Genomic DNA, 13,082 nt, shown 5'->3' with positions numbered 1-13,082 from the left:
CCATAAATATTGCTGCAACGCACCGTGCGACAAAACCATTAATCTTGAATTAACATTTAAAATCTTAGCGATATGCGATGTTAGGCGTCGTCGCCGCGACGCGTCAAGTGAGCCACAAATAGCCCGTCGCCCGATGCATCGGGCAAATACTGCGTCTTGGAGGCCAGTTTGTATTGCGAATGTTGCTTCAGAAACAATTGAATTTGATCGTTATTTTCGGATTTGAATACCGAACATGTCACATAAGCCAGGCAGCCGCCGACGGCGACCAATCCTGCCGCCTCGTCCAGAATACTCGCCTGAATTTTCTGCAAATTTGCCAAAGATTCCGGCGTCAACGCCCACTTCCCCTCAGGGGACCGCCGCCATGCGCCGCTGCCCGAACACGGCACATCACAGAGCACCAGATCAAACGGGGCCTGGGTCCTACACGCGGCCTTGTCTAAAATTTGAACGGACAACCCTGCCCGCGCTGCCCGTGGGGCCAAATCGCCCAGCCGCCTGGAGTTCGCGTCATGGGCAAAGAGCGCGGCGGTGTTCAGATCGCCATAGGCCAGGACCTTGCCGCCGCCGCCTGCGCAGTAATCCAGCATCCGCCGCGACGGCGGCAGCCCCGCACAGATCGCTTGGCTGCTGGCGTCTTGCAGTTCAATCAGGCCGTTGGCGAAGGCGGCGCTCATCGAAACCTTGCGAGGGTTTTCGATGACTTCCAAAGCGGTTTCCGAACGCCGGGCAACCACAGCCGTTACACCGTCCTGCGCCAAAGACGTGATGGCGTCGTCGCGCGATGCACGCGACAGATTTACCCTAAGAAACACGGGCGCGCGTTTGGTCAATGCCCGCGCCACCTGCATGCTCTTGTCGCCGAACGACGCGGCCATTTCCTCGGCCAACCACTCTGGCAAGTCGTGCATCATCTCCCAGCTCTGGCGGACTCGCGTGCGATACAGGGCTCCAAGCTCGTCCTCGGTTAGCGGGGATGGGGCGTGACCCTCGCCCGTGAACAAGGCCTGCAAATCTTCGCGATCGCGTCCTTTGGCGGCATGGGCGCAGGTCAGGCCGCGCCCTGTCTCCCCGTGCCCATACGCGGCATAGCTTTTGCGGTTTCGGATGCAATCGAACACGATGTCACGGATCGCCGCGCGGTCTTTGGATCCGGCGAACCGAGACCGCCTGGCCCAGTTTGTCAAAGCCTTTTCAACGGGTTGCCCACCCAAGTAAAGGTCGAGCACTTCGATAGCGGCGGACAGGCGCGCGGGGGGCGTCACTTAGCCAATCCGGTAGTTGGGCGACTCGCGAGTGATTTGCACGTCATGCACATGGCTTTCTTTTAGGCCTGCGCCAGTGATGCGGACGAAATTTGCCCGTTCATGCATGTCCTGGATGGTTGCGGCCCCAGTATAGCCCATAGCAGCCCGTAGGCCCCCGACCAATTGGTGAACCACCGCGCCCGCAGAGCCCTTGTACGGCACCTGCCCCTCGATGCCTTCCGGCACCAGCTTGTCAGAGGCCGCGTCCTTCTGAAAATACCGGTCCGCTGATCCGCGTGCCATGGCGCCAAGTGAGCCCATGCCGCGGTAGCTTTTGAAGCTACGGCCTTGATAAAGAATAACTTCTCCAGGCGACTCGTCGGTCCCCGCGATCATCGAGCCGACCATGGCGCAGGATGCACCCGCCGCGATTGCCTTCGCAAAGTCGCCCGAAAACTTGATGCCGCCATCTGCAATAACCGGCGTGCCGGTGTCGCGCGCGCCTTCTGCGCAGTCCATGATGGCGGTCAGCTGAGGCACGCCCACACCCGCCACCATCCGCGTGGTACAGATGGAGCCCGGGCCAATCCCCACCTTAACCGCATCCGCACCAGCGCCGATCAGCGCTTTGGTGGCCTCGGCAGTGGCCACGTTACCGGCGATCACCTGCACCTCATTCGACAGCTTCTTGGCGCGTTCAACGGCATGTGCCACCCCTTCGGAATGCCCATGCGCGGTGTCAATGACGATCAGGTCAACGCCCGCGTCGACCAACGCCTCAGACCGCTCAAACCCCGCATCCCCAACGGTGGTGGCCGCCGCGACCCGCAACCGGCCCAGCTGGTCCTTGCAGGCCTGCGGGTTAAGCACCGCTTGCTCAATGTCTTTCAATGTCAGAAGCCCGGTCAGCTTGCCGTCTTTGTCCACCACCAACAGCTTTTCAATCCGCCGCGCTTCCATCAACGACTTGGCTTCCGCCAGGTCCGCAGGCTCCTGCAGCATCGCCAGATTGTCCGACGACATCATTGCCTTCACCGGCGTCTTGTCATCCGAGGCAAAGCGCATGTCGCGGTTGGTCACGATCCCGATGACCCGCCCGCCTTCGCCCACCACGGGGAAGCCCGACACTTTGTAGCGGTCCTGCAATTCCTTGGCGTCGGCCAAGGTCTGGTTCTCCGTCAGCGTAATCGGGTTGTAGACGATCCCGCTTTCAAATCGCTTCACACGGCGCACTTGCTGTTGCTGCTCCTCAACGCTCAGGTTGCGGTGGATCACCCCGATGCCGCCCGCCTGCGCCATGGCGATTGCCATCCGCCCTTCGGTCACCGTGTCCATGGCCGACGACAAAAGCGGGATGTTCATTGCGACTGATTTGGTCACAAAAGTGCGCGTATCTGCCGTCGATGGCAGCACGCTGGACGCGCCTGGAACCAGCAAAACATCGTCGAAAGTGAGGGCCTCGCGAATCTGCATGAGTGTCTCCTTGCAGGTGGTCTCGTTTGGCAGTTTGCTATTTCATGAATTCTGCGGATGCGAAAGGGTCGATTTTGTGCTTTAGCGGGTTTGGGCCACTACCAAGGGGAATTAGATGAGCAATCACGGCTACGAAACGGGGCGGTTGAACCTGCCTTTTGTGGGCATCGCAACCTTCGGCAAACGGCCATATATCGAGGACTGGTCGAAGATCGAGGCCGATGTCGCCATCCTCGGCGCGCCTTTTGATGGCGGCACGCAATACCGCCCCGGTGCCCGTTTTGGCCCGCGCGCGGTGCGCGAGGCCTCGACGCTGTTCAGCTTCGGCCATGCCGGGGCGTATGACCATGAGGACGACGCCACCTATCTGCCCGCCTCCGTGCGCATCGTGGATATGGGGGATGCCGATATCATTCATACGGACACGACCGGGTCGCATAATGGCATCGAGGCAGGCGTGCGGGCCGCCCTGGAAGCCGGTGCCCTGCCCGTCACCATTGGCGGCGACCATTCGATCAATATCCCCTGCATCAACGCCTTTGATGACCAAGGCGACATCCATATCCTGCAGATCGACGCGCATCTCGATTTTGTCGATGAGCGCCACGGCGTGCGCAACGGCCACGGCAACCCCATGCGCCGCGCGGCGGAGAAGGATTACGTCACCGGCCTCACCCAGCTGGGCGTCCGCAATGTCAGCTCGACCGCCAAGGAAGGCTACCAGGACGCCCGCAAGATGGGCTCCGACATCCTCTCCGTCCGCCAATGCCGCGACCTTGGACCTGAGGCGTTGTCCAAACGTATTCCGGCAAAATCCCGCGTCTACATCACCATCGATATTGACGCTTTCTGCCCTTCCATCGCGCCGGGCACCGGCACGCCCAGCCATGGCGGCTTCCTCTACTATGACGTGCTGGAGCTGTTGCAGCAGGTCGCAAAGAACCACGACATCGTCGGCATTGATCTGGTCGAGGTCGCCCCGGATTATGACCCCACCGACAGCACCGCCATCCTCGCCGCGCAAGTCCTGCTGAACCTGCTGGGCTTCATCTTCCATGAGCGCAGCGCATGAGCGTGCATGTCCTCGTCGATGCTGACGCCTGCCCGGTCAAAGAGGAAATCTACAAAACCGCCTACCGGCTGAAGACCCCGGTCACGCTGGTGGCGAACGCCTATTTGCGTTTGCCCAATCACCCTTTGCTGACAATGAAGGTTGTCTCAGATGGCTTCGACGCTGCCGACGATTGGATCGCCGAAAACGCGACGCCCCAATCCGTGGTCATCACCGCCGACATCTTGCTCGCAGGCCGCTGCATCGAGGTCGGCGCCACCGTCCTCGCCCCCACGGGCAAGCCGTTCAATTCGTCCAATATCGGCGGCGCAATCGCCACCCGTGCGATCATGGCCGACCTGCGCGCCGGGCTCGAGCAAACCGGCGGCCCCGCGCCGTTTTCAAACAAGGATCGCTCGCAATTCCTGAATGCTCTGGACCGGGAGCTGCAACGCCTGATCCGCGCCGCCTAGTCCTTGCGCTCGCCCTCTTCGGGCTGCAGGTCATAGGGCGCAGCCAATTCCCAAACATGATCCGGGATCATATGCTTCATCCGCCGCGGCTCCTCACGGCGCAGGTGCAAAATGCTCTCGGCGGCCTTCATCTCCACCCGTGCGCGGGCAAATTCCAGCCCACGGGGCCCGAACCGTGGTTGTATCCAGCTGACAATTGGCCGCAGCCAATCCGGCATCCTACGCAAAGGCAATCCGCCTGCGGCCAGCTTCGTATTCTCCACAAACCCCTTCACGGCACCGCCGCGCTTGCCCTTGGACCCCGGCTCCGACAGCGCCACATCGTCGCCCAACAGCCCCAGCAATTCCTCGCCCCGCTCATTGCGCACCAGCAGCCACTGATCCCCCTCGCCGCCCATATATCCCACGGTGATGTCTGCCAGCACGTTGGTGTAATCCACGCAAGTCCGGCAGGTCAGCGGAAAAAAGTCCGGCGGCAGGTCCGAGATCGGCAGTTGCAGAAACGGGATCAGCCGCTCGCTACCATCCTTAAAACGCAGCTCGACCACGTAATCGGCACGGAATTCCAGATAGGTGATCTCGTCCGGCGTCTCCGACAGAAGCTCCAGAAACTGGTGAAACGCCTCCGTCGTGGTGTTGTCTGAACACGGCGTGCCGATCACATAGAGCCGTTCCAGACCCAATTCCGCTTCCAACGCGCGTAATGCATAGACCTGACAGGGGATGCCAATCACCGCGATGCGCTTGTGCCCTGCCGCAACCGCAGGCTCCAAAAGGGCCAGCAGCGGCGCATAGCCCATCCGCATGCCCCGCGCCTCAGCCATGCCATCAGGCGAGGTCACCAGCATTGGCCGAGGCCGCCAACTGTCCTCAGGATCCGGCCCCATGCACAGCACCGCGTCCACCATGCCTTCGCGTAGCAACCGCTCCCCAATTGTGGTGGTGATCCCGGTCCACTGCGCTCCATCGCGCGACACTTTCATGCGCGCGCGGACCATCCGCTTGAACGGCCCGAAATGTAGTTCATCCGGTTTGGACGCGTCCCGCGCGCGCCCATGCACCCGGGTCTCCATAGCAGGATAGTCCGGCGCAATGAACTGGCACGCCCGTCCGCAGCGTTTGGGGTCGTCTGTCCGCGAGATGCCGCAATCGGTGCATAAGTCCCGATGCGGAGCCTCACCCGTCAAAGTCACCCGCGAAAGCCTTGTGCCACCACAAATTTCTCGGAACTGTCCTGACGCGACGCGCCCGGCTTGAAATTCGCCACTTTGGTGAATTTCTGTTTCAGCAACTTCTGCAAATCGCCCTCGGCACCGCCCGCCAAAACCTTGGCCACAAAGGTGCCGCCCTCTTCCAACACGTCGAACGCGAAATACGCCGCCGCCTCGCACAAGGCCATGATGCGCAAGTGATCCGTCTGCTTATGCCCCGAAGACGCAGCCGCCATGTCGCTCATCACCACATCGGCCTTGCCGCCAAGCCAGGCCTTCACCTGATCGTCCGCGCCGTCTTCCATGAAGTCCAACACATGCAATTCGCAGCCCGGGACCGGCTCCACCTCCTGCAGGTCGATGCCCAGAATGTAGCCCACCTTCTTGCCGCTTTTTTCGCCCAGCGCGTTCACGCGCGGCACGGCGACCTGACACCAGCCACCCGGCGCGCAGCCAAGGTCCACGACCCGTGCGCCCGGCACCAGAAAGCGGTATTTGTCGTCGGTTTCCAAAATCTTATACGCCGCGCGCCCGCGCATCCCCTCGGCCTGTGCGCGTTTCACATAAGGGTCGTTCAGTTGCCGCTGCAGCCACAGGGTGGAGGACAACTTACGCCCTCGCGCGGTCTTCACCTTCACCGTCAGGTCGCGCTGCCCGCGCCCCGATGTGTTCTTGCCTTTGGTGCCCTTCGGCCCTGTCGGTGAGCGCGCCATGCCTCAACCCTATCATTGTTCCAAAAATATCCCCGCCGGAGGCTCCTACGCCTCAAGCACCGAAAACGCCAGCCTAGTAGGGGCCCTCTTCAAGCACCCCGTCTGTCGACATCTGCGCGTAAAGCAGACCTTCACGCAGGCCCCGGTCAGCTACAGTCAGCCGGTCCGTGGGCCAAATGCGTAACAATGCCTGCAAGATCGCGGCGCCGGACATGATCAACGCATGACGGTCCCGCCCGATCCGGGGATCGTTGCGCCGGCCCTCCGGCCCCATGTGCAAATAGCCTTGAATAACGTGGTCGATCTGGTCTGACGTCATCCGCAGCCCGTCCACCTTGTTGCGGTCATAGCGCTTCAACCCCAGATGGGACGCGGCCACTGTTGTCACCGTGCCGGAGGTCCCCACGATCTGAAAGCCTTCCTTGACCTGATCAGTGTCCTGATACGGTGTGAACTCCGCCAGGTTCTCTTCAAAGAACCACGACATCAACGCAAATCGCGCGGCATCATCGTCCACGTCGTTGAACTGATCTCGCAACGTCGCCACGCCCAGAGGCACCGAAATCCAATCCACGACCTTCGCGGCTGGAAAGCTCGATTCCTTGGGGTCAAAACCGGTGTGAAGCCGCATGATCGCGCGAGGCCGGTCCACACGCGGCACGCGGGACAAGTCGATCCAGACCAATTCCGTTGATCCACCACCAATGTCGACGACCAACAACTGTTCCGTCTTCACCGACACCAAAGGCGCGCAGGAGATCACGGCCAGCCGTGCCTCTTCCTCCGGCTCGATAATTTCCAAGGGCAGCGCGGTTTCGCGGGTCACGAGATCAATAAACTGGTTGGAGTTGCTGGCCCGTCTACAAGCTTCGGTCGCAACCAGTCGCATGCGCTTCACCGAATGGTGGCGCAGCTTCTTTTGGCAAATCTTCAGCGCTCCTACCGTGCGCGCCATGGAAGACCGCGACAATTGTCCCGTGGCCTCAAGACCAGCGCCCAGTTGCACCGATTTGGAAAAGCTGTCGACCACGTGAAATTGGCTGCCCTTCGGCTGCGCAATCAGCATCCGGCAGGAATTGGTTCCCAGATCCAGCGCCGCATACAGGTCGGCCGGGTCCGGAACATCGGCAGGGCGCGGGTCCTGCACAGGTGGCGGGACGGGTCGCACGTGACTGCCCGCAGGTTTTGGCGGTATTTTCGCCATGCCAATCGGGCCTCGCTATTCATTGGTTATCCCCAGCCTATGGGTCAGCAGGCTTCCGCGCAACCTTTGTGGCGGCGCAATTCATAAACGTCTTGAAATATCCGGTCCCGCCGCGCCCTGTTCACCCGTGCTCGCAAGCGTTATTCAGCTCCCGTCGCGATTGCGACGCATTTTGTCGAAATCAAACCATGGCCACAGCGCGGCCCAGCTAAGGTCGCGAAAAGAGACTCACCTCGAAGGATGCCTGATATGCCCGACGTCACCATCGTTTACTGGCGCGACATCCCCGCGCAGGTCATCGTCGGCAAGGGCCGCCGTGGGTCCAAAGCGCCGCTGCCAGAACGGTTTGAGCAGGCAATTGACCGCTGCGCCATGAAGGTAGGCGCCAAGGATGACGATGCGTACATGGCGTCCTGGCGCAAAGCGGCCCCCTATTCTGTCGATGGTGACCCCGATGAGGTCGCAAAAGCCGAAGCGGCGCGGATCGACGCCGAATACGACACCGACAAGATCAAAGCCTTGATCGCCAATGACGGCAACGATGCCTAATTCCCTGAAGGACAAGCTGATGGCCCTTTTGAACTTCCGCAAAGCCGCGCCCGAAACCACGACCGTCAACCCGCATGTTGAGGCGTTCCTGCAGAATTACTCCATCGAGGTGATGCCGCGCACCGCCGAGAAGGTCGAGGATTTCCGCGCCCTGCTGCCCGAAGGCACCCGAGTCTACATCGCCCATATCGAAGGCACCCCGATCGAGGACATGGTCGCCACAGCCGCGCGACTGGCCAAAGACGGCTACAACGTCATGCCGCATTTCCCCGCGCGCATCATCAAGGACAAGGCCACTTTGGCCGATTGGATCGCCCGCTACCAAGGCGAGGCTGATGTCAAACAAGCGCTGCTGCTGGCAGGCGGCGTGTCTGAGCCGCATGGGGCGTTCGACAGCTCGATGCAGCTTCTCGACACGGGTCTCTTCGACAAGGCAGGCTTTGAACGTCTACACGTCGCAGGCCACCCCGAAGGCAACCGCGACATTGACCCTGACGGGTCTATGAAAAACGTCGATGAGGCGCTTGCCTGGAAACAGGCCTTCAACGAACGGACCGACGCGCAAATGGCCCTCGCCACGCAATTCGCGTTCGAGGCTGGCCCGATCATCGAATGGGCCAACAGCATCAAGGCCAATGGCATCGACCTGCCCGTGCATATCGGCATCGCTGGCCCCGCTAAGCTGCAGACGCTGATCAAATTCGCCATTGCCTGCGGCGTCGGTCCCTCGCTGAAAGTGCTGCAAAAGCGCGCGATGGACGTGACCAAGCTGCTCTTGCCTTACGAGCCGACCGAGGTGCTGACCGAGCTGGCCGCCCACAAGGCCGCAAACCCCGATTTCAACATCGAATCCGTCCATTTCTTCCCTTTGGGCGGCATCAAGACCAACGCCAACTGGGCCATTGAACATGGCGGCAACGCCGCAGTTCCAGCCAATTCTCAATAAGAAAGATCAACAATGACCCGCACGGTACTGGAATCTAAAACTAAAACGACAGTGATCGGCTTTGACGAGCCGTTCTGCGTCATCGGCGAACGCATCAACCCGACAGGCCGCAAGATCCTGAACGAGGAACTTGAGGCAGGCGACTATTCCCGCGTCGAAGCGGATGCCATTGCGCAGACCATGGCGGGCGCGAATGTGCTCGATATCAACTCTGGGGCGGTCTTCTCCAACAAGATGGCTGAGGATCCCCGCTACGCCGACAACAACTTCGTCGAGCCAACCTTGATGAAGGAACTGGTTGAGCGGGTGCAAAAGGTCTCTGACATTCCGCTCTGCATCGACTCCTCCGTGCCCGGCGCTTTGGAAAATGGCCTCGCGGCTGCCGAAGGTCGCCCGCTGTTGAACTCCGTCACCGGCGAAGAAGAGCGCCTCGAAATGGTGCTGCCGCTGGTCAAAAAGTACAACGTGCCGGTCGTGGCCATCTCCAACGACGATACCGGTATTTCCGAGGATCCCGACGTGCGCTTCGCCGTCGCCAAGAAAATCGTGGAACGCGCCGCAGATCACGGCATCCCGGCCCACGACATTGTGGTCGATCCGCTTGTGATGCCCATTGGCGCAATGGGCACCGCTGGCCTGCAGGTCTTCACCCTTGTGCGCCGCCTGCGTGAAGAGCTGGGCGTCAACACCACTTGCGGTGCGTCCAACATCTCGTTCGGCCTGCCCAATCGCCATGGCATCAACAACGCCTTCCTGCCGATGGCCATGGCCGCTGGAATGACGTCGGCAATCATGAACCCGGTCGCCCTGCCCGTCGGCCCAAAGAAGCTTGCAGAAAAGCGCGAGGCCCTGCTGGCCGCTGGCTTCATTATCCCCGACGGCATCGACATGGAGCTTTTTGCGCAGCTGACCGGCCTTGGCTCCACCAAGCCGCAGCCGGGCAAGGAGATGGAGGCCATTCGCGCCGCCAACTTCCTGACCGACAATGACCCAAGCGGGTCCGCCTGGATCAATTTCAATAAGCCTAGAAATGCTGACGGCACCGAAGCCGCTGCCCGTGGCGGCCGCGCTGGTCGTGCAGGCGGCCGCCGTCGCAGGGCTTAGGCCGTAGCGGTCTGGGGTGCGCTCCAGACCGGCCACAGCAGCAGCGCCAAGAACGGGATATTTCCCAACACATTCAATGGCGCTGCCGCCAAGACCGACCCGGTGCTGTCCACTATGAACCAGGTGATTGAGCCCGCTACGATCATCTGACGTACCGCCCCTGGCGCGGTGCGGCACGGCGCGCCCGATGCGGCAAACCAAATGGCCCCAATGCCGGCAATCACACCGCCACCAATGGCCAGCATCAAGCGCGCAACTGGGGACGATCCGTCCTCAGCGCCCGCAATTGGCCAAATCACCAGATCGGCGAATTGCATCGCAGGCAAACTCAGCGGTGGATACGCAGCGAGCGCAAAGCTGATTCCGAAAATAGCGTTGATCACGCCCACGATCTTCAGGCGTTTGCTCATTGTGTCGATATCCATGGTGTTTCTCCTGTTGCGGTTATCCTGCCCGCAAAGAAGCCACCCAAGCGGCCCAAAACAATTACTCACGAGGTAAGTGATTTGCCTCCGCACCTCAGCTAAGTTCCCCACATGACAGATTTTGGAACCCATCTCCGCTCATGGCGCGGCACGCGTCACATGAGCCAATTGCAACTCGCCACCGAGGCCGAAGTTTCTTCGCGCCACATCTCCTTCCTCGAATCCGGGCGCGCGGGCCCGAGCCGCCAGATGATTTTGCATTTGGCCGACATCCTTGAAGTCCCGCCCGCCAAACGCAACGAAATGCTGGAGGCCGCGGGCTTCGCGCCCCAACACCACCGCTCGGAACTGAACGCAGATCATATGCAAACGGTCACCAAGGCCATGCGCATGATGCTCGACAAGCATAGTCCATACCCTGCGATGGTGATGGATCGCCTTTGGCGCATCGTTGATCTGAACGACACCGCGGCCATGCTGTTCGGCGCGGCCGGGCTGGCAAAGGGTGACAGCCTGCTCGATTGGTCCCTCAACACGAAGGTCGCCGCTGAAGTTATTGAAAATTGGGCAGAAGTCGGCCACCATACACTTACGCGCCTGCGCAGCGAAAGCCGCGCGCAAGGGGGTATTGCTGAGCTGGATCGGGCCGCAAACCATTTGGCCAAAGACCCCGCCATCATGGGGTATTCGCCGGAACCCAGCCTCTCACCCGTCATCAGCACCATCTACATTGCGGGCCCGATGCGGCTGCCGATGATATCGACCTATGCGACCTTCGGCGGGGCCGAGGATCTTGCCATCTCGGACCTCAAGATCGAACTGATGTTCCCCGCCACACCAGAAGCCGAACAAATCCTTAACAGCTTGTAAAACACTCAAAGACATGGCCAAATCCAAAGAAAAACGGATTGAGCCCCATGTCATTTTTCAGACGCCTCAAAGACAATCTGGACCGCCCGCGCGAAGAACGCCCCTTCGGCTCAGGCTGGCTGTCGGGCAGCGGCGCGTTGTTGGCGGGCATCACGGGCATGCTTTTGGTCGTCGTCATGCATTACCCGGGCATCTTCCAGACCCCCGACCTGCAGGAATTCGTCACGCTCAGACACCAGCAGTGGGCGCTACAGGTTGTGCTGCTTCTTGGCTACGCCTTCGCGCTGCTCTCCCTCATGCTGTCCAAGGACCGCATTCTTGGTTGGACAGCGCTGGGCCTTGTGATCCTTGCGTCGCTGATCGGCACGCCGGATGACGGGTCAAGCTACACCGCACCGCTCTATTTCGGCCTCGATTTCTTCATCATCAACGCGCTGTTCGTGGGCTTTCTGTTCATCCCGCTGGAACGCTACTTCCCCAATTACGAGGACCAGACCGTCTTCCGCCCCGAATGGCAGGAGGACATGTTCTACTACCTCGTCTCCTCCCTGCTGGTGCAAATCCTGACCTTCATCACGCTGCTGCCCTCGAACCTGATAACGACCTACACAGACCTCAGCGCGATGCAGGAATGGATCTTCAACCTGCCCTTCCTGGTGCAGTTGGGCATCATCATGCTGGCCTCTGATCTGGTGCAATACTGGGTGCACCGCGTCTTCCACATGGTGCCCGCGCTCTGGCGGTTCCACGCCATCCACCATTCGGCCAAGTCGATGGACTGGATGTCCGGCGCACGCATGCATTTCGTCGAAATCGCGATCCTGCGGTCGATGACGGCAATCCCGATGTTCACCCTGGGCTTCGACCCGGCGGCCATCCAAGCCTATGTTCTGATTGTGTATTTCTACAGCTCCTTCATTCATTCCAACATTGGCTGGAACCTGACCAAGGCGGAGCCCTACGTCGTCACCCCCCGCTTCCACCACTGGCACCACGGCGCGGAGAAGGAGGCGATTGACATCAACTACGCGATCCATTTCCCGATCCTCGACCGGCTCTTTGGCACGCACCACATGCCCGAGGGCCGCTGGCCCGAGAAATACGGCACCGCAGGCGAGCAGGTCCCGCGCGGTTTCATGAAGCAGTTCATCTTCCCCTTTACGAAGAAGCAGTTGCCGCCAGAGGATACGGATCAGACGCCTGCCGAGTAACGCTATTCCCAGCGATGCGCGCTTGCGCCGGTGAAGAACACGTTGTCATAGCCGCCGGCGTCATTGGGTATCTCGACACGCCCCCAGACAGACGTGTTGTAGCGCCCCGCAAACCACATCCTGCGCAGCGGGTCGCCCTCCAAGGTGACGGCGAAGGGCCACGGCTGATGCTCCGCGCCCGGGGTTGGTGGCACATATTCCAAGATGCCTCGCACGTCAGGGCCGCCATCGACGGACAGCACCACCTTGGCGCCGCAGACATCCGCCGGAAACCCGTCCCCCTGCCACGCACCGGGCGTATCCACAGTGAACTGCAGCTCTTTGACCGCCCCGGCGTCGCGGTAGTGCCCGATATAGTGGTCATTGGCGAAGCCCAGCCCGTTTTGCTCGCTCACGGGCAACGCGATGCCGCCAGCGCAAAGCGGCTCCGGCTGGAAGACGGGAAAGCGGTCCGCCGCTGCAGGCAAAGCCAACACCATTCCGCCGAGGATCAACGCACATATTCGGAACATGGGGTCTAGATTACCGCAGCGAGGCTCATCATCAACATGCGTTTTTCGGCACCGACAAGTCGCTAAGGGGCATTGCACCGGATGCCCAAA

The 13,082-nt window shown here is 60.8% G+C and carries 14 protein-coding genes; 7 read left to right on the top strand and 7 right to left on the bottom strand.

Going from position 1 to position 13,082, the window contains the following annotated elements:
- Nucleotides 1-80: 80 nt before the first annotated feature.
- Together Q0899_RS03925 and guaB are read right to left on the bottom strand one after the other, a co-directional pair.
- A complete protein-coding gene (locus tag Q0899_RS03925) occupies nt 81-1,268 on the bottom strand; it encodes an RsmB/NOP family class I SAM-dependent RNA methyltransferase (protein ID WP_299191141.1) in 1,188 nt (395 codons plus the stop codon).
- Complete coding sequence (guaB, locus tag Q0899_RS03920; protein ID WP_298291371.1) at nt 1,269-2,723, bottom strand: IMP dehydrogenase; 1,455 nt, start codon at nt 2,721-2,723, stop codon at nt 1,269-1,271.
- A gap of 115 nt (nt 2,724-2,838) precedes the next feature.
- Here guaB and speB point away from each other — a divergent pair, with 115 nt between their 5' ends.
- Entirely contained in the window at nt 2,839-3,795 is a 957-nt protein-coding gene (gene speB / locus Q0899_RS03915; protein WP_299191140.1) for an agmatinase, read from the top strand.
- Nucleotides 3,792-4,247, top strand: a complete 456-nt coding sequence (locus tag Q0899_RS03910) for a YaiI/YqxD family protein (RefSeq protein ID WP_298291377.1) — start codon at nt 3,792-3,794, stop codon at nt 4,245-4,247. Before speB ends, Q0899_RS03910 begins: the two co-directional genes overlap by 4 nt.
- Here Q0899_RS03910 and Q0899_RS03905 read toward each other — a convergent pair.
- The 3 genes from Q0899_RS03905 to Q0899_RS03895 all read right to left on the bottom strand — a co-directional run bounded on the left by Q0899_RS03905 (nt 4,244) and on the right by Q0899_RS03895 (nt 7,375).
- Nucleotides 4,244-5,440: a Coenzyme F420 hydrogenase/dehydrogenase, beta subunit C-terminal domain gene (locus tag Q0899_RS03905; RefSeq protein ID WP_299191139.1), complete on the bottom strand. Its 1,197-nt coding sequence runs from the start codon at nt 5,438-5,440 to the stop codon at nt 4,244-4,246. The genes Q0899_RS03910 and Q0899_RS03905 overlap by 4 nt on opposite strands.
- A complete protein-coding gene (locus tag Q0899_RS03900) occupies nt 5,437-6,171 on the bottom strand; it encodes an RlmE family RNA methyltransferase (protein ID WP_298291383.1) in 735 nt (244 codons plus the stop codon). The genes Q0899_RS03905 and Q0899_RS03900 overlap by 4 nt, the downstream gene beginning before the upstream one ends.
- Before the next feature lie 73 nt (nt 6,172-6,244).
- Nucleotides 6,245-7,375, bottom strand: coding sequence for a Ppx/GppA phosphatase family protein (locus Q0899_RS03895; RefSeq protein WP_298291385.1), 1,131 nt, complete (start codon nt 7,373-7,375; stop codon nt 6,245-6,247).
- 249 nt (nt 7,376-7,624) lie between these two features.
- Between Q0899_RS03895 and Q0899_RS03890 the strand changes: the two genes are divergently transcribed.
- From Q0899_RS03890 to Q0899_RS03880, 3 genes are read left to right on the top strand one after another with little or no spacing between them, the layout of a single operon-like run.
- Entirely contained in the window at nt 7,625-7,924 is a 300-nt protein-coding gene (locus Q0899_RS03890; protein ID WP_298291387.1) for a virulence factor, read from the top strand.
- Between the two features lie 19 nt (nt 7,925-7,943).
- The gene (locus tag Q0899_RS03885; protein WP_299195214.1) at nt 7,944-8,870 is read left to right on the top strand and encodes a methylenetetrahydrofolate reductase; all 927 of its coding nucleotides are present in this window, start codon (nt 7,944-7,946) and stop codon (nt 8,868-8,870) included.
- Nucleotides 8,871-8,882: 12 nt separating this feature from the next.
- On the top strand, nt 8,883-9,974 hold the full coding sequence (locus Q0899_RS03880) for a methyltetrahydrofolate cobalamin methyltransferase (protein WP_298291393.1): 1,092 nt from the start codon (nt 8,883-8,885) through the stop codon (nt 9,972-9,974).
- Here the strand turns inward: Q0899_RS03880 and Q0899_RS03875 are convergent.
- Nucleotides 9,971-10,399 carry a hypothetical protein gene (locus tag Q0899_RS03875; protein ID WP_298291395.1) on the bottom strand — a complete coding sequence of 143 codons (429 nt, stop codon included), beginning with the start codon at nt 10,397-10,399 and terminating at the stop codon, nt 9,971-9,973. The genes Q0899_RS03880 and Q0899_RS03875 overlap by 4 nt on opposite strands.
- A gap of 111 nt (nt 10,400-10,510) precedes the next feature.
- Here Q0899_RS03875 and Q0899_RS03870 point away from each other — a divergent pair, with 111 nt between their 5' ends.
- Nucleotides 10,511-11,269: a helix-turn-helix domain-containing protein gene (locus tag Q0899_RS03870; RefSeq protein WP_298291398.1), complete on the top strand. Its 759-nt coding sequence runs from the start codon at nt 10,511-10,513 to the stop codon at nt 11,267-11,269.
- A 47-nt stretch (nt 11,270-11,316) separates the two neighbouring features.
- Nucleotides 11,317-12,480 carry a sterol desaturase family protein gene (locus Q0899_RS03865; RefSeq protein ID WP_298291401.1) on the top strand — a complete coding sequence of 388 codons (1,164 nt, stop codon included), beginning with the start codon at nt 11,317-11,319 and terminating at the stop codon, nt 12,478-12,480.
- A gap of 2 nt (nt 12,481-12,482) precedes the next feature.
- Here the strand turns inward: Q0899_RS03865 and Q0899_RS03860 are convergent, their stop codons facing one another.
- Nucleotides 12,483-12,992 (bottom strand): hypothetical protein, encoded by a 510-nt coding sequence (locus Q0899_RS03860; RefSeq protein ID WP_299191138.1) that lies wholly within the window; start codon nt 12,990-12,992, stop codon nt 12,483-12,485.
- Between the last annotated feature and the right edge of the window lie 90 nt (nt 12,993-13,082).

The organism is uncultured Litoreibacter sp., assembly GCF_947501785.1.
In the GTDB taxonomy this organism is placed as follows: Bacteria; Pseudomonadota; Alphaproteobacteria; order Rhodobacterales; family Rhodobacteraceae; genus Litoreibacter.
The sequence above is the reverse complement of the archived record's forward strand: the minus strand, read 5'-3'. Positions and strand labels throughout refer to the sequence as shown.